The organism is Terriglobus albidus (assembly GCF_008000815.1).
In the GTDB taxonomy this organism is placed as follows: Bacteria; Acidobacteriota; Terriglobia; order Terriglobales; family Acidobacteriaceae; genus Terriglobus; species Terriglobus albidus_A.
This window is the reverse complement of sequence record NZ_CP042806.1, coordinates 2,399,184-2,419,520: the sequence shown is the minus strand read 5'-3', so window position 1 is coordinate 2,419,520 and position 20,337 is coordinate 2,399,184. Positions and strand designations below refer to the sequence as shown.

14 protein-coding genes are annotated in these 20,337 nt (G+C 58.0%); 11 read left to right on the top strand and 3 right to left on the bottom strand.

Translation table 11 applies throughout. The annotated features are described in order from the left end of the window. The first annotated feature begins 166 nt into the window (after positions 1-166). The 4 genes from FTW19_RS09730 (at position 167) to FTW19_RS09715 (ending at position 4,674) form a co-directional block, all read left to right on the top strand. Positions 167-1,219: a hypothetical protein gene (locus FTW19_RS09730; RefSeq protein ID WP_222705556.1), complete on the top strand. Its 1,053-nt coding sequence runs from the start codon at positions 167-169 to the stop codon at positions 1,217-1,219. A 245-nt stretch (positions 1,220-1,464) separates the two neighbouring features. After that, positions 1,465-2,817: a hypothetical protein gene (locus tag FTW19_RS09725; protein ID WP_147647443.1), complete on the top strand. Its 1,353-nt coding sequence runs from the start codon at positions 1,465-1,467 to the stop codon at positions 2,815-2,817. Between the two features lie 22 nt (positions 2,818-2,839). Next, positions 2,840-3,628: a tetratricopeptide repeat protein gene (locus FTW19_RS09720; protein WP_147647442.1), complete on the top strand. Its 789-nt coding sequence runs from the start codon at positions 2,840-2,842 to the stop codon at positions 3,626-3,628. Then, the gene (locus tag FTW19_RS09715) at positions 3,625-4,674 is read left to right on the top strand and encodes a bifunctional glycosyltransferase family 2/GtrA family protein (protein ID WP_147647441.1); all 1,050 of its coding nucleotides are present in this window, start codon (positions 3,625-3,627) and stop codon (positions 4,672-4,674) included. The genes FTW19_RS09720 and FTW19_RS09715 overlap by 4 nt, the downstream gene beginning before the upstream one ends. On the opposite strand, the gene FTW19_RS09710 is transcribed toward FTW19_RS09715, so the two are convergent. Then, positions 4,662-6,839, bottom strand: coding sequence for a tetratricopeptide repeat protein (locus tag FTW19_RS09710; RefSeq protein ID WP_147647440.1), 2,178 nt, complete (start codon positions 6,837-6,839; stop codon positions 4,662-4,664). The genes FTW19_RS09715 and FTW19_RS09710 overlap by 13 nt on opposite strands. 91 nt (positions 6,840-6,930) lie before the next feature. Then, positions 6,931-7,746, bottom strand: a complete 816-nt coding sequence (locus FTW19_RS09705) for a helix-turn-helix domain-containing protein (RefSeq protein WP_147647439.1) — start codon at positions 7,744-7,746, stop codon at positions 6,931-6,933. A gap of 89 nt (positions 7,747-7,835) precedes the next feature. On the opposite strand from FTW19_RS09705, the gene FTW19_RS09700 reads away from it, so the two are divergent. The 4 genes from FTW19_RS09700 to FTW19_RS09685 all read left to right on the top strand — a co-directional run bounded on the left by FTW19_RS09700 (position 7,836) and on the right by FTW19_RS09685 (position 14,597). Further along, on the top strand, positions 7,836-8,660 hold the full coding sequence (locus FTW19_RS09700) for a phytanoyl-CoA dioxygenase family protein (RefSeq protein WP_222705555.1): 825 nt from the start codon (positions 7,836-7,838) through the stop codon (positions 8,658-8,660). An 80-nt stretch (positions 8,661-8,740) separates the two neighbouring features. Continuing rightward, positions 8,741-10,090, top strand: a complete 1,350-nt coding sequence (locus FTW19_RS09695) for an MFS transporter (protein WP_147647437.1) — start codon at positions 8,741-8,743, stop codon at positions 10,088-10,090. Next, positions 10,090-12,558 carry a glycoside hydrolase family 31 protein gene (locus tag FTW19_RS09690; RefSeq protein ID WP_147647436.1) on the top strand — a complete coding sequence of 823 codons (2,469 nt, stop codon included), beginning with the start codon at positions 10,090-10,092 and terminating at the stop codon, positions 12,556-12,558. Before FTW19_RS09695 ends, FTW19_RS09690 begins: the two co-directional genes overlap by 1 nt. Next, positions 12,543-14,597: a right-handed parallel beta-helix repeat-containing protein gene (locus FTW19_RS09685; protein ID WP_147647435.1), complete on the top strand. Its 2,055-nt coding sequence runs from the start codon at positions 12,543-12,545 to the stop codon at positions 14,595-14,597. Before FTW19_RS09690 ends, FTW19_RS09685 begins: the two co-directional genes overlap by 16 nt. Before the next feature lie 160 nt (positions 14,598-14,757). On the opposite strand, the gene FTW19_RS09680 is transcribed toward FTW19_RS09685, so the two are convergent. Next, positions 14,758-15,519, bottom strand: coding sequence for a sugar phosphate isomerase/epimerase family protein (locus tag FTW19_RS09680; RefSeq protein ID WP_147647434.1), 762 nt, complete (start codon positions 15,517-15,519; stop codon positions 14,758-14,760). Positions 15,520-15,770: 251 nt separating this feature from the next. Here FTW19_RS09680 and FTW19_RS09675 point away from each other — a divergent pair, with 251 nt between their 5' ends. Genes FTW19_RS09675 through FTW19_RS09665 form a run of 3 tightly spaced genes read left to right on the top strand, consistent with a single transcriptional unit; the run spans position 15,771 to position 20,331 of the window. After that, positions 15,771-17,015: a glycoside hydrolase family 28 protein gene (locus FTW19_RS09675; RefSeq protein ID WP_187143398.1), complete on the top strand. Its 1,245-nt coding sequence runs from the start codon at positions 15,771-15,773 to the stop codon at positions 17,013-17,015. Positions 17,016-17,017: 2 nt separating this feature from the next. Continuing rightward, positions 17,018-18,949 carry a glycoside hydrolase family 30 beta sandwich domain-containing protein gene (locus FTW19_RS09670; protein ID WP_147647432.1) on the top strand — a complete coding sequence of 644 codons (1,932 nt, stop codon included), beginning with the start codon at positions 17,018-17,020 and terminating at the stop codon, positions 18,947-18,949. After that, on the top strand, positions 18,949-20,331 hold the full coding sequence (locus FTW19_RS09665) for a hypothetical protein (RefSeq protein ID WP_147647431.1): 1,383 nt from the start codon (positions 18,949-18,951) through the stop codon (positions 20,329-20,331). Before FTW19_RS09670 ends, FTW19_RS09665 begins: the two co-directional genes overlap by 1 nt. Positions 20,332-20,337: the final 6 nt, after the last annotated feature.

Sequence of the window (20,337 nt, the reverse complement as noted above, 5' to 3'; positions counted from 1 at the left end):
TCATGCGCACACACAACTCCTTACTCTTCTGAGCGCACACAGCCTAACACGCTTTAATTTCACTTGTGAAATATATTTTTCACAGGAGGATTGACTGGCGGTCCATACGGAGTCCATAGTGGGTCAGTTCACTGGCGTTGTTTCATAACGTCCGCAAAGGAGCAGGATGGTCCTCACGCGCCGCAACTTCCTCTTAGGCGGCAGTGCCGCCCTTGCCGCAGGATCAATGTCGCTCCATGCCTCACAGCCGGCACAAAAAGAAGTTGCACCTCTCACCGGCCGGGCTGCATGGATGCAGGACCAGCGTTACCGCTGGGGAGTGATGACGCACTATCTCTCAGACTGGCAGGCGCGCGATCATAAGCTTGAGATGACCGTCGAGCTCTGGAACAAGCTGGTAAATGGGTTCGACGTGGAGGCCATGGCAAAACGCCTCAACTCCGTTGGCGCAGGACACTATCAGATCAGCATCGGCCAGAACTCCGGCTACTATCTCTCGCCCAACGCCGCCTATGACAGGGTTGTCGGCAACAATCCCAGCAAGTGCTCGCATCGCGATCTGGTAGCCGATCTTTATGAGCCGCTCAGCCGGCACGATATCAAGCTGATGGTTTACCTGCCTTCTGGCGCACCGGCACAAGACAAGTCAGCCGTTACGGCTCTGGAGTGGGCAAACGGACCTCATGTGAACAAGAACTTTCAGCGCAAGTGGCAGCAGATCATTGAGGAGTGGTCTCACCGGTGGGGACAGAAGGTCACTGGCTGGTGGTTTGATGGTTGCTACTTTGCAAATACGATGTATCGGGGCGCAGATGCACCTAACTTCGCCAGCTTCGCAGCAGCGGCCCGGGCCGGAAACTCTGCTTCATGCATTGCATTCAATCCCGGCGTGCTCTATCGCTTTCTATCGGTAACGCCTGAAGAAGATTTCACGGCAGGTGAGATCGATAAGCCGGAACTTGCCGCCATCCGCCGAGCTGAAAAGGGGCAGGTCGATGGAACACAGCTCCACATGCTCAGCTTCCTCGGCGAGAAATGGGGCTCCGGCGCACCTCGCTTCACCGCCGAACAGGTGGTTTCCTTTACCGGAAATCTCCTGAACGCCGGCGGCTCCGTCACCTGGGATGTCCCGGTAGAGCTCGACGGGACGATTCGTGATGTCTTTCTCGATCAACTCGCCGCTATCAACAAGGCATTCCCCAGAGAAGCAAGATCATAACGATGCATTCTCCAGCCGCATCGAGAGAATTCCCCGAGACTGAGCGATAGAGCATTTCTCCTAATGGCGTAGAGCGGAGTGTCGGGGTCCCCAGCGAACGGTTTCGCTGGGGTGAAGTTTTGGCTGCCTGCATCGTTTTCCGCAAAGAAAACGGCATTCGCAGCTTTTCCAAAGCTACAGTATTAGGAGAAATGCTCTAATGGCTGACGTATTCGACTCCAGGGCCAGAGGCTGCACACCGCACGATGCCTATCGACAAGAGCCAGCGTTCCCCCTCCGGGCCGTTGCAGGCAGCTCCGGCCGCCGAGGTTCATGCCGATGATCGGGACGCAAAGATCTCATCCATTACCGGCTGGCTGATCTTCATCAGCGCATGTGCCGGAATCCTGCTTCGCCTTTCTTTTTTTGAGCCCGAAATCGCTCGCAGCCCTGACGAAAGAACCTATACGCGACAGGCAAACGTCCTTCTGGAACAAGGTGTCTCCGGCCTTCGCACGCTCGGCGACGAACTCGTCCGCAACCCGATGGAAGTCGGCGTGGCTCCGTCACCGGTGCGTGTTGGATACCTCGGAATCCTCGCGGGATATATGGAGATCACCGGAAATCGGACGGTCCTCGCCGGGGCACAGCTCTCACTGGTTGCGAACATTGCAACGCTGATCCTCGTAGCCTTCGCTGCGCGCCGCCACCTCGCACGCACAGCAGCAGCGATTACAGTTTTGCTGGATGCTGTTCTTCCATTCGAGCTGATGACCGGGCGGCGAGCCTGGCAGGAAGCCGTCATCTCACTGCTTGCAACGGCTCTGATCGTCTTGGCAATGGAGCTCCCGAGATTACGTGGCGTGGCGCGCCTGGGTGCGTACCTCGTCTTTACGATTGCCGGCGTACTATCTCTCACGACCAAAGAGAATATCGGAGTCGCCTTCCTGCTGTGCACCGCAGGTCTGTTCGGAGCCGCGATTCTACGAAAAGATCGTGCTACAGCTGTTGGAGCCGCGGTAAGCTTGGGTGCGGCAATTTTGATCACGGCAGCCATCCTGGCATCGATTTTCGGCGGCCTGGGTAAATATGTGGCCCTTCAGCGGATTGCAGAGAACGTCTCCGCCATGAATGTATACGACCAAACCTATAGCGTGGGCCCAGCCTGGATGTTGCCCGCAGCCATTGTTCGAGTCTGCCCGCTGGTGGCGATCGGCGCACTCGCAGGAATGGTCATTGCAATCTATCGTTCCTTCGGAGCTCGCAGTCTAAGCGCGGCAGGTTTGCCGTTGGCGCTCGCTGGATACTGCATCGTGCTGCTCCTGGTACAGATCGTCTCCGAACGGATGAACCTGCGGTACACCGCTCCCATTTACTCCTCGCTGTGCATGCTTGCGGGGGCAGGATGCGGTTGGTTCACCGTCCAACTTCATCGCGTCATGCGTCCACTCGGCGGACTGTTTGCATGGACGATCCTCAGCGTCGTACTTGGAGTAGCGGCATTACGCGATGTGAACTTCGGCCGCGACTATCTGCTTAATACAGGCATGCAGGACCTCGCGCTAAGACCGGTTCTCGGTGAGCCTCCGGCTCAGCCTTCCTCTTCCAATCCAAGATAAGGATTACAAGGTCTCTCGGAATATGAGCACAGCCGGTAAATTCGATTCGTGGAAGTCAGAGCGGCTGCGTGCTCTCGCCGTGGCCGCTGTCTTACTCGTATGGCCGGCATACTACCTCACCGGCTATTACCTCTTCCCGGACCGGGCCCAGGCCTCGACTCAGGAACCTCGTTCTGCCGCGAAAGGCGCCTCGCCGAATCCGGTGTCAGAATCCATCGCGACCCGCATCGACCAAGCCCTTCACCTGATCCAGGCCAATCAGCCCGGCAAGGCCGTTCCCCTTCTGGAAGAAGTTGTCGCATCAGAACCGCGGAATGCCGTCGCCTGGAACAATCTTTGCGCCGCCAATACGATGCTGATGTCTTACAACATTGCCATCCAGGACTGCGCAAAAGCGCTCGCCATACAACCTGACTTCCAGTTGGCCCGCAACAATCTCGCGTGGGCCCAAGGTGAGGTCCTTAAAACGCAAAAGATTCTGGCCGATCAGGAGCGGACCGCACCCGCCAAAAGAGATTCAGCCTTCTATCTCGATGAAGGCCTCAACTTCCTCCATCTCGGCGATTACGCTCAGGCCATCGCAGCATGGCGGCGGGTTCCTCCGCATGATGCACAGGGTGCGCTGGCGGCAAACAATATCGGTACGGCCTACATGTTCCAACACGACCCACAACAGGCGTTGGACTGGTTCAGGAAGGCGCTGCAATTGAACCCCACCCTCGCCCTCGCACAGAACAACATCGCATGGGCAAATGAGGAGATTGCGAAACAACGGCAGATGCCCGCACCGAGGAAGCCCGAGACCAAATGACAGCGGCTGGTCTTGCACAGATGGCTGTCCTTGTACCCGTGCGTCGGCTGGAGCCTGGTCTTGCCCCCATGATTCACGAACTCAGTGAGGCGGGATTTGGGGCGATTATTGTCGTCGACGACGGCATGTCGGCCACCGACCATCCGGCCTTCGCTGCGCTGCAACAGATTCCTAGGGTTCATCTCCTGCGGCACGCCGTCAATCTCGGCAAAGGGCGAGCCCTCAAGACGGGCATCAACTTCTTTCTCGACAAGCTGACCGGCTTCTCCGGTCTGATAACCGCCGATGCAGATGGCCAGCATGCGGTAAGCGACATTGTGCGCGTCGCAGAAGCCTTGGGCACTCGTCCACGAACAGTTGTCTTAGGCTGCCGCGCCTTTTCCGGCGATGTTCCGCTTCGCAGCCGATTGGGCAATAGATTGACCCGGATCGTCTTTCATTTTTTCAGCGGACACAAAGTCACCGATACACAGACCGGACTACGTGCCTTTTCCTCGGCCCTGCTCCCCGAGCTTCTGGCTCTTCCGGGAGAACGTTATGAATACGAGATGACGGTCCTCGCTCACCTGAGCGCGAAGGGTATTTACCCCGTAGAAATCCCGATTCAAACCATCTACATCGAAGGAAATCGCTCATCCAGCTTTCAGCCTCTTCGCGATTCGATGCGCATCTATTTTGTGCTGCTGCGCTTCTTCGCATCGTCGCTGATCTCAGCGGGTCTCGATCTGGTGTTCTTTACCTTCGCTTTCTGGTTGACGCACAACGTACTCGCCGCCATGATCGCCGGGCGGCTGAGCTCTCTCGTCAACTTTGCGTTGAACCGGAAGCTGGTCTTCCACAGCCATCGATCAGTCGCCTCGACTCTATGGCGCTACTATCTTCTGGCGATTCTGCTAGCGGCCATCTCGTATGGAGGTATTCGTAGACTCTCTGAGGGATTTGGCTGGAACGTCGTCCTCACCAAGATCCTTGTCGAGAGCGTGCTCTTTCTACTGAGCTTCTCGGCACAGCGGCTGCTTGTCTTTGGTAGCGATCAGCGCGGCTGAACACTGCGTTGTTGCTGCGCCCAGGCGAGATTATTCTTTGCCAACTGAAAATCAGGCTTCAGACTCACTGCCTTCTGTGCGGCTTCAATCGCTCGGTCCCAGTCGTGGAGCCCTTCGTACCCTGCCGCGATATTGTTGTACGCCTCCGCGTAATCCGGTCGCAGTTTGAGAGCCTCCCGTGCATCCTGAATGCTCTTCTGAAAGAGGCCGGCTTGATTGTCATGCAGCGAAAGATTCAACCAATCCTCAGCCGACTTCGGAGAAGCCTGTGCAAGCTGCTGCGTGTAGGCTTCCAGATTGTTCTTCGCCACGGCGAACGAAGGATCGACGCGCAAGGCTTCGCGCTCATTCTGGATGGCGAGATCCCATTGCTGGAGTGCGGCGTAGGCCGCGCCGATATTGTTATACGCCGGTGCCGTATTGGCGTTGAGATCCAACGCTTTTTGAGCATCTGCAATGCAGGCCGCGTAATTACCGCTTCGATACTGATAGAGCGATGCATCCACCCAGTAGTTCACCGTATTGCCTGTAGCCTGTGCAACCGTGAGCAGCGACTGCGCAGCCTGCCTGGATGGATTCAAGCGCGTTGCGGTCTCTAATTCGCGAATGGCAGAGGGCAGATCTCCACTCTGATAGAGCCAGCGCCCATAGAAATAATGAGACTCATCGCTGCCGGGGGCCAGTTGAATCGCTCGTTGGAAATGCTGCGCCGCTTCTTTCGCCTGGAACATGACACCATAGAGTACGCCCAGGTTGATCTCGAGCGTCGAGTAATTAGGCGTATAGAGCAACGCTCGCTGAAACGAGTCCAGGGCCTCAGGATAGGCGCCCTTGGCCATTTGCGTAAGGCCATAGTTCATCAATCCACGCCCATTGTGAGGGCTCTTCGCGACATCATCTTTCCAGAGAGACTCGTCTGTACGCCAGACCCTGTTCCGTTGATATGTCCCGAATGCATACACCGCGAGCAGCACGAGGACACCGGCAAATGCAACATGACGGGTGGCCTGAGGCGGCGATACACGTTGCAGCAGAGACTCAAATGCCAGCCAGAGCGACCAGACCACCGCAAACACCAGCCCCACAAAGGGGAAGTACATCCGGTGATCGTTCTCTACCTCAGACAGGACATAGAACGATGTCGGCACTGAGGTGATCAGAAACCAGAAAAGTCCAAACGCAATCGGCCGGGTCGATTCTTTTCGCGCGGTAAGCCAGGCAGCAACAAGAATCGCGATGACAAAGAGAAAACCTCCGAAAGCACTCCCATTGAACCTGTGAAAGGCTGTGAGATCGGTATCGACATTGAGATGAACCGGAAGAAAGAGCGATCCGAAATAGCGCAGCAGTACGAACGGCTGTGTCATCCGGTAGTCTGCTGCCGACAAGACCGAAGGCGCATAGCTCTTCGGCGTCATCGCCGACTCGAAGACCAGTAGCACGATGCAGACCGCCAGCGATGGAAGTGCGGCCAGGAAAGAACGGTACAACCTGCGTTCACGAGATGGCTCGAAGAGTGCCCCATAAAGCCACAGCAGGAATGGAAAGACAAAGGCCGGCGGCTTGCTGAGAAGTCCGAAGGCGAACGGGAGCAAGTACAGCCCGCTCCTGCGGATCCCTGGAAAACGCACGTAGAGGGCAAGTGCCGCCACTACTCCGGCAGTGCTGAAGATATCGCCCCGCTGAATGATGTAGTTAACGGTCTCCGCGATCGCGGGATGAAGCCCATACCAGGCTACCGCCAGAAGAGAAGCGATCCGGTTACCGGTCTCAAACTCCGCCGCAGGACGGATCCGCCGCAGCACGGCGAGGTACAACGCATACATTCCCGCAAGCTGCAGCAAGAAGACGATAAAGGTAGAGAGGTGGAACCAGAAGGGCACATACCCGCGGCCAAGCGCGTAATCCACAGCAAGCGATGCCGAAACGAACGGGCGGTACGTACGGTTTGCTGGCAATACACTGAACGTCGTTGTATCGCTAAAGAAACGCGGCAGATTGGCAAGGCTGCGGATAGAGGGATTATCGACAACAGCATGAGCGTCGTCGAAGTGGAAGCCGTTGTGAAAGTGGTTCGCGTAGGTCGCAGTCACCACAGCCAGTACGGCAACCAGCAAAAGCCTGTGCGTCAAGCGGGACAAGGTTGAGGCGGGGTTCTCTGCCATTGCAAGGTTGGTTCAGACAGCACCATTGTGCCAGCTTGGCCATCACGATGAACAGTGCAAATGCCGTTAGCAACCGTTGGCTGCCTGCCTGTCAGCTTGCATCGCCACGGCGATACTCCCCCGGAGCGCATCCCATAATTCTCCGGAAGACGCGATGGAACTGGGGATAGCTGCCGAATCCTGCCTCCAGGGCGGCGTCGAGCATCGTCTGTCGTTGCCCGTTGCCATAGATATCGAGAAAACGATCAATCCGCTGACGATTGCGAAAGTCCACCATCGCAAAGCCGGTCTGCTGCTTGAACAGGCGGCTCAGCCGTGCTGCCGACAGCCCTGACCGCCGCGCTAGTTCATCGAGGTTCAAGGTATTGTCCTCGTCGCGCAGCAGGTGGGCAGCTCGCTCCACGGCGGGATGCACGTCGCGTACTGGTACCGTGCCTGCCCGCTCAAAACACTGCCAGGCATAAAGCAGCAGATAGCTGAGGCCGGCATTCAGAAATCCAGGCTGCCTGGCTCCTGCCAGCAGATCGGCACAATGGGCCTCCATGCGCGACAATTCTTGCGATGTCAGGCGGCGGCAGCACTCGCCTTCGCGGGTAAGTTTCAGCAATGGGGCGCTGAACTCGTCGATTGCGAAACGTTTGACGGCGCGACGCTTGAAGACCGCAATCCACATCTCAAAATCTGCCGACTCTTCAAAGAGAACATGCTCCTGGGCCGGGAATAGCCAGATCAGATCACCGCTCCGAATCTGATATTTCCGGCTTCCCAGAAGATAGCTGCCCGTTCCCCGGGTGACGATGTTCAGCTCCAGCTCGGCATGGTGGTGCCGCCGGTTGGTCCAGCCCAGGTTGTGGTAAAGCCAGACGTTTCCATCGAATTCCGGACGAATTTGCAGGCGCTCGCGCATGACAGTGCTCGTTACGACAAAATACGATAACAACTAATTTCAAAAATGAGAAGCCAAAGGTAAGCTCTACTACGTAGATTGCAATGCGTATGGCGATCATTACGGAACAACAACGCGAACTGTACCGCACAGAAGGCTACATGATCCTGCCCGGAGTCATTCCTCCGGAGATGCTGAGCATGTTGCGTGAGGAGTGCTCTTACTACCTCGGTTACTACGATTCCATGATGGACGCCAAGGGTGTCCAGACGGAAAACATCAGCCACCGTGGCAAGAGATACTTCATCAATAACCGCTACCGTCTCAGCTCCCGTCTGTGGCGTTTCGTCTTCAGCGATTTGATGGCCCAGGTAGCGGCGGCCACGGTCGGCCCTGACGCTTACCTATTCCATGAGCAATGGGTGGTCAAGGGCGCCGAGCAGGGCATGAAATTCGCCTGGCATCAGGACTCCGGCTATGTGAAGTGGTACAACCCCACGACCCAGCACAAGCCCTACGTGACCTGCTGGTGCACGCTGGACGACGTCAGCGAAGAAAACGGCACCGTCTACCTGCTGCCGCACTCGCGCGGCGGAACCCAGCACAGCATCATCGACCACACCAAGGAAGACGGGACCAACGACCTGATCGGCTATACCGGCAACGACCCCGGCGATGCAGTCATCGTGCCCGCCGGAAGCATCGTCGCCTTCGACAGCTATGTCTTCCACCGCAGCGGGCCGAACAGGACGGACAACATGCGGCGAATCTATCTGCCGCAGTACAGCGCGGCGCCGATCGACCGTCCGGACGGCAAACCCTGGGCCATGGCTACTCCATTTCTGAAGGATGGCAAAAACATCTATAACCACGCGGACGATACCGCGGAACAATACGGCCCCTTCCCCGAACCATCGAAGGAAAAGGTAGCTTAGTCCTCGGCATAAAGGCCGCTGGCGAATCCCCGTCAGCGGCCTTTATGCTTTGTAGCCGCTAGAAGAAAGGGGAGAAGGGTGTGCTGAAGACACGTCTAAGTTATGCGGCCAGCGAAGTTGCGGGCCAGCTCATCTTTTGCGTCGTCTCGTTTTATCTGCTGAAGTTCTATACCGATGTGTACGGCATCTCCGCGGCTGCTGCAGGAACCATTCTGCTGGCAACCCGCTGCCTGGATGCGGTGGACGCTCCACTGTGGGGCATCCTCTTTGACCGCACTCATAGCCCGCTCGGCAAAAGCCGGCCGTGGTTCCTATGGCTGTGCTGCCCGTTCGCCATCTTCGGCGTGCTTACCTTCCTCACGCCACATCTCAGCGGAACGGCGAAGGTTGTCTACGCGGGTGTTACGTATGCCATCTGCAGCATCCTGTACACGGGCATTAATACTCCGGTCACATCGATCCTCTCCGGGCTGACTTCAGAATCCCGCGAGCGGGTCACGCTTACCACCTTCCGCATGTTCGGCTCAAAGCTCGCTGTGCTGTTCGTCAACCTGACCGTTCTGCGCCTGGTGGATCGCGTTGGCGGCGGCAATGACCGTAGGGGATTTTTGATCGTTATGTCCCTCTACGCCGTCGGCTCCGTGCTGCTTTATCTGACTGCCTTTCGGAATCTGCGGGAGACCGTCGTGGAGGAGCATAAGAAGATCGCCCTGCGCGAGAGCTTGCGCGCGATCCGTGGCAATCATCCATGGCTGATCACCTTCGCAAGCGGCCTCTTCTTCTGGATCGCCTTCATCGCCCGCATCTCGGCCGCACCCTACTTCTTTGAGTACACACTGCATCGCCGCGATCTCATCTCCATCGCCAACAGCCTGGACTTTGTCTCCCTGGGAACCGTCTTCCTGCTCCCGTGGCTTTGTCGCAAAACATCGAAACGCAACTTGTGGGCTGCAGGCCTGCTTGGTTGTTTCGCAGGACAGCTTCTGCTTGCGGCGGGAGCACGCGCACATTCCGTACCGCTCATATTGACAGGCTGGGGACTGGGTTTCTTTGCCAGCGGCGCGGCGATGGCGATGCCCTTCACCATCCTTTCCGACAGCGTTGACTACGGCGAATGGCGGTGCGGCATTCGGGCCACCGGCTTTCTTACCGCCATCGGCTTCTCCTTCTGCCTGAAAGCCGGCAGCGGCCTTGGCGGCGCTCTTCCTGCCTGGATTCTGGACCGTTATCACTACATCCCGCACACCCAGCAGACAGCAGCGTCTTTGCACGGCATCAGCCTCAGCTTTATTTGGCTGCCGGCAGTAGCCTATGCCCTAGCGACCATTCCGGTTCTGTTCTACCAGCGTTATGAGCGTCTGGAACCGCAGATCCGTAAAGACCTCGAGCTGCGCCGCGCTGCCGCCGTAGCCATGAGCGCGGGTATCTGATGTTTCAGTTTGAACAGCATCACGGCGATGCCATCTTTGTCTCGGGAATCCGCCGCCTTCGGCTTTGCTTCCCGACCGAAGCCACGGTCCGTGTCACGTACACGGAAGACAGTGTCTTTACCGAGCGAGCTTCCGCCATCGTTATAGCCCGCGGGCATGTCTCTTTCAATGTTGAGGAGACGCAGACTCTTTATCGCCTCTCCACAAGCGCAATCGAGGTTTTAGTTTCGAAAGCGAGTGGAGCCCTCACGGTACTGAACTCCCAGGGCCGAGTTCTACTTAAGGAGCCACACCGGGGTGGCAAATGGCTAACGCGCAAAAAGGTCTATCGCAATCTCTTCTCTGCTGCACAATCGATCGCCACCGGCCAAAGCATCGACGGCGCGCGCGCAGCAGCGGAATCTTTCGAGGCCGTCTTCGACCGAGAAGCCTTCGAAGCCAAACTGGAGTTCTCCTTCGTCGAAGACGAGGCGCTGTACGGACTGGGATCACACGAAGAAGGATATGGCAACCTTCGCGGCAGATCCCGCGAGCTGTATCAGCAGAATATGAAGGCGGTCGTCCCGGTGCTGATCTCGTCGCGCGGATACGGTGTCCTGCTCGACTGCGAATCACTGATGACCTTCCACGATGATGCCTTGGGCTCCTACTGGTGGGCAGATACTGTCGCCGAGCTGGACTATTACATCTTCTGCGGAAGTACGCTCGAAGCGCTCTACGGACAGTACTATGCCCTCACCGGCAAGCCGGCGATGCTGCCGAAGTGGGCTCTTGGATACGTGCAGTCCAAGGAGCGCTACGTCAATGCCGAGGAACTCCTCGACGTCGCCGGCGAATACCGCAGACGCGAGATCCCGCTGGACTGCATCGTGCTGGACTGGAAGAGCTGGCCTAACGGCTCCGGCTGGGGCCAGAAGAGCTTTGATCCGATCCGTTTCCCCGATCCATCCGGCATGACGCGGGCACTGCACGATATGGATGTACGGCTAATGGTCTCCATCTGGCCCATCATGACCGGTGGATGCGAAAACCAGATCGAGCTACAGCAGAATGGCCAGATGCTCGGCAATCAGTCTACCTACAACGCCTTCGACACCAGGGCGCGAACTACCTATTGGCAGCAAGCGAAACGCGGGCTCTTCGATCATGGCGTCGACGCATGGTGGTGCGACTGTACTGAACCCTTTGAAGCGGACTGGGCGGGCGCTGTAAAACCCGAACCGCATACCCGACTGTGCATCAATACTGATGCCGCAAAGAAATACATCGACGAAGCCCGTATCAATAGCTTTTCTCTTCTGCACTCGAAAGGTATCTACGATGGCCAGCGAAGTGCCACGGAAGATCGCCGCGTACTCAACCTCACGCGGTCGTCCTATGCGGGGCAGCATCGCTATGGCGCAGTCACCTGGAACGGAGATATCTGCGGAACATGGGAGGCGCTACGGCGCTGTATCCCTGAAGGCTTGAACTTCTGTGCGACCGGAGAGCCCTTCTGGACAACCGACGCGGGAGGCTTCTTCGTCGCCAACGATCCCGCGCTCTGGTTCTGGCGAGGTGACTACAACGACGGCTGCCGTGGACTCACTCCCATGGATGCACTGCAACCGGATGCCGCAGACATCGGCTGCCGCGATAAAGGATTCTGGGAGCTATACGTCCGCTGGATGCAGTACGCCTGCTTCCTCCCAATGATGCGCTCTCACGGCACCGACGCCGCGCGTGAGATTTGGCGGTTCGGTGAACCAGGCGAGTCTTTCTATGACGCGCTGACAGCCATCATCCGGCTGCGCTCTCGCCTTGTACCCCATCTCTATTCCCTGATGGCTGCGGTCTGCCGCACCGGAACTCCCATGCTTCGTCCACTGGCGCTGGAGTTCCCCGATGATCCCATTACGCGACAGGTAGACGATGCCTTCCTTCTTGGGGATTCCCTTCTCATTGCACCGGTAACAGAGCCGATGTATTACAGCCGCTCATCACAGCCGTTGGAAGGACGCCGCCATACCCGCAGAGCCTATCTGCCCGTATCGTCTGACTGGTTCGACTTCTGGACAGGCATACCGCATGCGGGTGGGATTTGGGTCAACGCCGATGCACCGCTTGAAACCATCCCGGTCTTTGTCCGCTCCGGCTCGATCCTGGTGCTGGGACCGGTGCGGCAGTTCACCAGTCAGCTCCCAGACGAACCGTACACCATCCATGTCTATCCCGGTGCCGATGCAATCTTCACGCTCTATGAGGATGCGGGTGATGGCTACGCCTACGAACGCGGCGAGTATGCCCTCATCCACTTCCGCTGGGATGAGTCGCAACAGCAATTGACCGTTTTGCCCCGCGAGGGCAGATTCCCCACGATGACCGCCACCCGCGAGTTGACGTTTCAAATCTACGCCGATACAGGCTTGAAAACAGAAACAGTGCGCTACGACGGCGCAGAGGTCCGGATACGATGCACAGAACGATAGCCGCCATCACCCTGTTGCTGACCACAGGCTCCCCCATTGTCCTGGCTCAGAAGCTTGCTCCTGATGCCGTCATTCTCTCCGTTGCCCCGAATGGCAACGACGATAACGACGGCTCAGCCGGCAAGCCGTTACGTACCTTCGAACGCGCACAGGCTGCCATACGAGAGATCAACGGACAACACGACGTCGTGGCGGAACTGAGCGATGGCATGTACCGCATCGCCAATCCACTTATCTTCCATGCCGCGGACGGCGGACAGAACGGCCATCAGGTGGTGTGGCGCGCAGCCAAGGATGCAAGGCCCGTAATCTCCGGCGGCATCGCCGTCACTGGATGGAAGGTCTTTGACCGCGCTAAAAACATCTGGGTTGCCGATGTACCTGCTGGAACCGACAGTAGCGATCTCTGGGTAGACGGCCATCTGGCGCCCCGAGCCCGTGTAGAGCTTCCGAGAGCCGATGTCACGTTTACGCGCGAAGGGCTGACGTTGCGCGGCGCCAAATACAACTATCTGGCCGCTCTTCCCGACCCATCCCGCATTCTCGTCAGCGGTACCGGCTTCTTCACCGAACGCTTCTCTCCCGTCGCGCGCATCGACGGGATGAAGATCGTCATGCAGCAGCCGTCCTGGGATAACAACCTATGGGGATACGACAGCCTTGCCTTCCCCTACCATCCGGAGCTTGCACATCTCTACCTCAGCAATGCATTCGCCTTTCTCTCCGAGCCTGGCCAGTGGTACATCGATCCACGTCAGGGCAAGCTGTATCTAAAACCCGCAGCCGGCATTGATCTCGCCAAGGCCGATGTCGAACTTCCGCGGCTCACGGTACTGCTCTCCATCAGCGGCAGCTATGACACACCAGTCAGAAATCTGAGCTTCCGCGGCATCCGCTTTTCGCACACTACCTGGATGGGCCCCTCTTCTTCCGAGGGCTATGCCAGCCAACAGAGCGGCTCGTACCTGACGGGCCGCGCCATTGCCTATCCTGCCGATCCGCTCGGTACCTGCAAGTTCGGCTGCCCCGAGTTCGAGAGCGTGCGCAACGAATGGCAACAGATGCCCGCAAGCGTTCAGGTCTCGGCGGCAGAACGCATCACTTTCGATAGCAATGTCTTCGCGCATCTCGGCCAGTATGCCCTGGGCATTGGTAACGACGCTGACGCCATGCTGAGTGGCATTGGCCTCGGAACCGGCGATGTCACGGTGGCAGCAAACGTCTTCACCGATCTCGGAGGAGGCGCCATCCTCGCCGGTGGCGTTCGCCGCGATGCTCACCATCCTCCGCGTCCGGAGATGGTCAACCGCCAGCTCATCATCCGCAACAACCGCATTCGCCTGGTCAGCAAGACCTTCCGGGACAACAGTGCAATCCTCAGTACCTACATCACACAGGCCATCATTCTGCACAACGACATCTCCGAGGTTCCGTACGACGCCATCGACATCGGCTACGGCTGGGGCATGCACGATGCCGGGGGGAATCCCAACTACCGCGTGCGGATGCATGGCTATGACTGGAAGGCCAACCTTGTCTACTCCACCCCAACCACGCATCGTGACACCGTTGTAGCCGGCAATCGTGTCCATGGAGCCAAGCGCTTCTTCCACGATGGAGGAGCCATCTATAACCTCTCCGCCAGTCCAGGAACGCTCATCACCGAAAACTACATCTTCGACAACAGCAAGATGATTGGCCTGTATCTCGATGAAGGTTCACGTTACATCACGGTTCGCCGGAACGTCGTGCAGGATACCGACAGCGAATGGCTGAACATCAACACTGTCCGTGCCGCCTACCCGCTCCGCATCTCGCCCGATAACACGGCGGACTCGAACTGGCACGACGGTACTAAGATCGGCGGCATGTGGACCAACTATCAGAACGACCTGATCCTCAACGACCATCTGGTCACTAACGGTCAGTGGCCTGAGGAGGCGCTGGAGGTCATGAAACACGCAGGCATCGAGCCTGAAGCTGGTCCGGTCGCCTATGGCGAAGCGCAACCCGGAGCCGGCGAACCCGCCAAGCCATAATCCGCTATACGGAACCATGCACTCCCGATTCCACATCCCGGGCCGTTTAGAGCATTTTTCCTGTTGCTGGGTATCCCGGGAGCAGCGTGCAGCGGCGTTTTCATTGCGGAAAACGCCCATGGATGCACAAGCCCTGCACGACACCTACAGGAAAAATGCTCTACTTCGCGGACTTCGCCGCCTCGGCGAAACATTGCTGAGCGATCGTGCGCAGCAGCAGCGATTGATGCCAGCGGTCGCTCTCTTCCTTCCCCTGGAAGGTCCGTGCGTAGTAAATATCGGGAGAGAGCAGCTCCGGCGTAAACGTGAAGAACTCCTGCTTCACAGTCTCTGCCTGCAGATAGCGGGTAAAGACATGTGTCCACAACGTCTTGAAGTGGTCAATATACGGATGCTCCGCTGGGTCTCCCGAGCCGAGGTCGACCTGGATCGATCCGGGGTTGCCGATCCGCCCATGCATGAACCGCACGCACTCCAGCAGTGGCTTGATGAACGCAAACTTGGTCTCGAAGCCTCCGTAGACCATCTCCTGCCCGGTGTACCAGTGCGAGAAGTCTCCGTTGAACTCCAACGCGGGAAACCTGCGGTGAAAGCCCACTGCGCGCCACATGTCCTGGAAAAGCGTCGCGCGATGCGTCTCCACATACATTGGAACCGAATGTTTCGCCGAAGCGTTGAGTACGGCCTCGATCAACCGCACTGCCTGATCGTCATCTTCCAATCCCCAACCCACGTGGAGCGTCAGGCACTCCAGCCCCATCAGGTGAGCCTCCTGCGCAACACGGACAGCATCCTCGGGCACATTCACCCGCGCCGCGGCACAGACTCCAAGCCCTTGCTTCAGAGCTTCTTCCAGCTCCTGTGGTTCCGGCGAGATATGAAACTGGATGCCGTCGTAACCGGCCTCGCGGACCGCCGCCATCGCGCCGTCAGGAAAAGGCCCAAGACCGACAAGAGCCAGAGTGTTGAAGTAGCAACGAAGAGTACGCTTCTGGGAACGAATGACAGCACCTCAAGCCAGATTAAGGTCAGGACGCAAACACGCGAATGCAAGTTTCGCGTGAAACTCCTTATACTTGTTTTCCCGCAACTTTGTCTGAAAATCCATTTTTGAATATGAAAATAACATCACAGTCTGAACTCCCCGACTTCAACCCCAGAAAGATCGTGTCGATGGTATTTCAATCAGTTGCGGCTGCAATCCTCCTCTGCACGGCGACAGCCTTTGCTTCCACCACCTGTGATGCTCGCCAGATGGGCGCCAAGGGAGATGGCGTGACCAAAGACACCGCCGCGATTCAGAAAGCGATCGACGCCTGCGCCTCCAAAGGTGGAGGAATCGTGGTCCTGCAGGGAGGAGGCACCTTCCTCTCCGGTCCGCTCGATCTGAAGAGCCATGTGGCCCTCGCTGTCGCGAGAGGCACACTGCTCAAGGCCAGCGAAGAAATCGACGATTTCCCCGTTCGTGAAGATGCCAAATGGCGCCGCATGGCCCTGATTCATGCCGATCGGGCAGAGGATATCGCCATTACCGGCGAAGGCACCATCGACGGCAGCGGCCAGGGCTGGTGGACCCGCCATCTGAATCGTCCTAAGGGATCGCCCGAGCCACCGCGGCCCATGATCGTCGATATCACCCGGTCTAAAAAGATCCGCATTGAGGGCGTCACCATCCAGAACGCGCCGATGTACAACATCCTGACCAATCTCTGCGATGGACTCACGGTGCGGAATGTTCGCATCCTGAATCCGGGCCGTAAGGCGCCCAATACCGATGGCATCGATCCGCTCTCGACCTCGCACGTCCTGATCGAGCATGCCTACATCGACACCGGCGACGATAACGTAGCCATCAAGAGCGGGCTGGTCGAGCGTGGAGAACCCATCGTTCCCAGCCGCGACATCACTATCCGGGACTGCGAGTTTGTCCACGGGCACGGCCTTTCCATCGGCAGTGAACTCGCCGGCGGCGTGCAACATGTCCGAGTCGAACGCGTCAGCTTTAAAGGTGCAGACCAGGGCATCCGGATCAAGAGCGCCCGCGGACGCGGGAACGACATCGGCGACTTCCACTACAAGGACATCACCATGGAAGATGTCCGCACCGCGATCCAGATTACTGGCTATTACACCGGTTACAAAGCCGAGGACCCTGGCGAGCTCGTCACCGAGCACACACCCCGCTTCCACGATATCTACCTCGAAAATGTAACCGCAAAGAACTCGCAGACCGCCGTGCAGATCCAGGGACTGCCCGAGGCTCCGATCCAGAACCTGCAGCTCAAGAACGTCCACCTACAGGCGAAAAAGGCCGGCGTTGCACAGTTTGCACAGGGGAAAGCCGAAGGGTTAACCATCCAGGCTGAAGACAAGGTAGTTCGTGGCAAAGGACTCGCCGTGGAAGGGTGGACGGAGTAACGATGGCACCGAGATGGCATCCGTGGCTAACTACCGCTGTCGTTGCGATGGTCACCGTTGCGGTGGTCACCGTTCCGGTGATAGCTCAGCAACCGTTGCAACTTCCCGATACCGCTGCTCCCGCGATATCGCAGGCAGCGGACCATTTCGAGTTTGTCGCTGACGGCCCTGCCGGACCTGGCTGGACCCGTCCCAACGAACCCGCCCGGAAGTACTTCCGTGAGATGTTGCCGGCACTCTTCAGCCGCACCATCGCAATCGAAAATGACCTTCCGCAACCAGCGGCGCTACGGTGGATCTTCACCGGCCCCCGTGCCGGCCTGACCGTTGAGCTCAGCGAAGGGAACATCAAGCTCTCCGAGCGTTGGTATGACAGCGCGCAACTGCTGGGAGAGAAAGGCACCCTCGTACGACAGGAGAAGGCGTTTACCGGACATCCCCGCACTCTTACGGTCGTCGCCGACGCCCATCTCTCCGTTCATGTTCTGGTTAACGGGCAAGATCTCCTGCAGGCTCCGATGTACTTCGACGTACAGCGGCATCAGATGATGTTGGTCGCCCCGCGCACGCAACACCTCGTCGTCCACGGAGCCCTGCTTCCACCGGAGATCAAAACCGCAGCACTGCAGATCGATGCGGACAACAAACAGCAGACCATGCTCGGCTTCGGCGGCAGCCCCGGAATTCCGGCCTATGCCGAGTTGAGTGAGCGCGGCAAGACCGAGTATTGGCATCTCATCCGCAAATACAATCTGCTGCTCCATCGGGAATACCCTATGGGCACAGAGCTCAAGCAGGATCTCAGCAACTTCGACGATCTCTCATCCGCCACGCCGCACTACTACGGCGATAACTTCCCCAACGGAGAGATCAGCGACTTCGACTACTCTCGCCGCATGCTCGCTCTTGGTGGTCACGTTATCTACGAGATGTGGGCTCTGCCGAAATGGGCGGAGAAGCCGTATGACGGCCCCGTCAAGATCATCGACGCCTGGAAGAAGCCAGTCACCAAGCAGGCCGACGTGGAACAGTACGTCCGCATCGTTGTGGCGTACTGCCGTATGGCGGCGAAAAAGTCCGGTAGACCTCCGATGATCGTCGGTATCCAGAACGAAGTCGAACAGATTCCCTCCGTCTATGCCGAGATGACGAAGAGTCTGCGCCGCGAGCTGGATAAAGCAGGCTTCAAAGAGGTGAAGATCCATATGGCCGATGCTCCCTATCTATGGATGGGCGTCGGCCGGGTAAACGACCTGAAGCACGACACCGAAGCCTGGAATGATACGGACTACGTCGCCAGCCACGTCTATGACTGGCAAAAATACGCCGTCGATCCTGACCGGTACGACGAGCAGCTCCAGGCTATGCGCGCTGTGATGGGCGACAAACCCTATCTGGCTACCGAGATCTGCCTGAACGACGGCAAGCTGCAGGAACCCAGCTACCGCGTGGCCTTCCAGGTGGGGCAGCTCTATCACAAGCATCTGACTGAGCTGAATGCCATTGCTCTGATGTACTGCTGGACCATTCTCGATGTCGAGCAGCCCAACTTCGGTGCGTCGCGCTCCCTTCTGATTCCCGACAAGACACACGGCAATGTCCCGGTTGCCTCCAGCTTCCAGCTGCGGATTCTCGGCGCCTATAGCCGCCATATTCAGGAGGGCATGTGGCGTGTCAGCGCTACCGCTTCGGGCAATCCGGATCTTCTGGTCTCAGCGTTTGTCGGCGCCACCGGTAAAAAGACGATCGTGCTTCTCAACCGCGGCACCGATGCCACTCGCGTTGCGATTCTCTGGAGCGCACCGTGGCGCCAGATAGAGCACGTCACACAGTACGAAGAGAACGAAGTAGCTGTCGCAAAGCCTGGATTGCGTGATGTCGTTGTCCAGCCCGGAGAGATCGTCATCGTCTCTACGCTGGAAGGAGGCAACTGATGCTACGCCGTCGCGATCTGCTGATTGGGCTGGGAGCTACCCTCCATCCTCGGCTCTGGTCACAAAGTAATGCCAGGGAAGCCTCGATCTCTGTTGATTGGAGGAGTGAAGGCCACAAAATTCCATCCGATTACAGCGGCTTCAGCTACGAGTCGGCACAGCTCGTCAATCCGGCCTTCTTCTCACCGCATCATCGGCAACTCATCTCCCTCTATCGCGAGCTCACTCCTCACGGAGTGCTTCGCATCGGCGGCGGCACCAGCGCCTTCACCACCTTTACAGGAAAGCCGCAGCAGACACCACCTCCCTTCGACGTCTTTGGCCCCGATACGGAAAAGACCGTGAAGAAAGAGTTCCCCATCTCCACGACGGCGATCGACGCTCTGTGCGGATTTCTGGATGCAACGGGTTGGACCTGTATCTACGGTCTCAACATGGCACAAGGCAGCGTTGAGAATGCAATCGCTGAAGCCACCTATGTGCAAAAGACAATTGGCGCGAAGCTCATCTGCTTCCAGCTCGGCAACGAACCTGACTCATGGAGAACCCGCTACCGCCCCGCGGCCTGGGGACCCGCTGATTTTCTGGAGGAGTGGAAACGGTTTCGCGAAGCGCTCGTCGACAAGGTTCCAGGGCTGAAGCTCGCGGGACCGGATATCTCCAATAAACTTCCTTACCTCACCGTCTTCGCGGAAGAGATGCAGCGCGGGCACTATCCGGAAGTCATCCTGCTCACGGCCCACTACTACGCGATGGGTCCGGCCCGAAGCGAAGGCGCCACGCTCGATCAACTGATGTCTCCAATCTCGAAGCAGCGCACCGGCGACGTGAATAAGATCATGGCAGCGGTGAAACCGGCCGGACTTCCCTTCCGTATGGCTGAGGGCAACTCCTGCTGGGATGGCGGCAAACTGGGAGTCAGTGACACTCTGGCCTCGGCGCTATGGTGTGGAGACTTCATGCTGCAGTGGGCGCAGGCCGGATGCTCCGGCGTCAATCTGCATGGCGGCGGCGATGGCAACTACACTCCGATCGCCGGTGGACTGAGCAAACCGTTGACCCGGCGGCCTGAGTTCTACGGCATGTTGCTTGCCCAGAGGTTTGTCGATGCCACTCTCGTCCCCTGCACACTCACCTGCGACAGCGACCGTGTCACTGCCTATGCGGCGAAAGATGCCCAGGGAGAATCGATGCTCGCTGTCTTTAATAAGACCGCAGATTCCCTTCGTGTTCGCACTGAGAATCCCTGGAACAAGGGCGTGCTGTTGACCGGTCCTGAATTCGAAAGCAAAGAAGGAATCACACTACACCCCATGCACACGGGGAAAACCTCTACCCTCGATCTGCCTGCGCATAGCGCGGGCGTCGTGTGGAAACGATAAGGAGAT

Excerpts from the sequence above, each read along its gene's own strand:
- FTW19_RS09730 (WP_222705556.1), top strand. The coding sequence starts at position 167 with ATGGTCCTCACGCGCCGCAACTTCCTCTTAGGCGGCAGTGCCGCCCTT.
- FTW19_RS09725 (WP_147647443.1), top strand. The coding sequence starts at position 1,465 with ATGCCTATCGACAAGAGCCAGCGTTCCCCCTCCGGGCCGTTGCAGGCA.
- FTW19_RS09720 (WP_147647442.1), top strand. The coding sequence starts at position 2,840 with ATGAGCACAGCCGGTAAATTCGATTCGTGGAAGTCAGAGCGGCTGCGT.
- FTW19_RS09715 (WP_147647441.1), top strand. The coding sequence starts at position 3,625 with ATGACAGCGGCTGGTCTTGCACAGATGGCTGTCCTTGTACCCGTGCGT.
- FTW19_RS09710 (WP_147647440.1), bottom strand. The coding sequence starts at position 6,839 with ATGGCAGAGAACCCCGCCTCAACCTTGTCCCGCTTGACGCACAGGCTT.
- FTW19_RS09705 (WP_147647439.1), bottom strand. The coding sequence starts at position 7,746 with ATGCGCGAGCGCCTGCAAATTCGTCCGGAATTCGATGGAAACGTCTGG.
- FTW19_RS09700 (WP_222705555.1), top strand. The coding sequence starts at position 7,836 with ATGGCGATCATTACGGAACAACAACGCGAACTGTACCGCACAGAAGGC.
- FTW19_RS09690 (WP_147647436.1), top strand. The coding sequence starts at position 10,090 with ATGTTTCAGTTTGAACAGCATCACGGCGATGCCATCTTTGTCTCGGGA.
- FTW19_RS09685 (WP_147647435.1), top strand. The coding sequence starts at position 12,543 with ATGCACAGAACGATAGCCGCCATCACCCTGTTGCTGACCACAGGCTCC.
- FTW19_RS09680 (WP_147647434.1), bottom strand. The coding sequence starts at position 15,519 with ATGGCGGCGGTCCGCGAGGCCGGTTACGACGGCATCCAGTTTCATATC.
- FTW19_RS09675 (WP_187143398.1), top strand. The coding sequence starts at position 15,771 with ATGGTATTTCAATCAGTTGCGGCTGCAATCCTCCTCTGCACGGCGACA.
- FTW19_RS09670 (WP_147647432.1), top strand. The coding sequence starts at position 17,018 with ATGGCACCGAGATGGCATCCGTGGCTAACTACCGCTGTCGTTGCGATG.
- FTW19_RS09665 (WP_147647431.1), top strand. The coding sequence starts at position 18,949 with ATGCTACGCCGTCGCGATCTGCTGATTGGGCTGGGAGCTACCCTCCAT.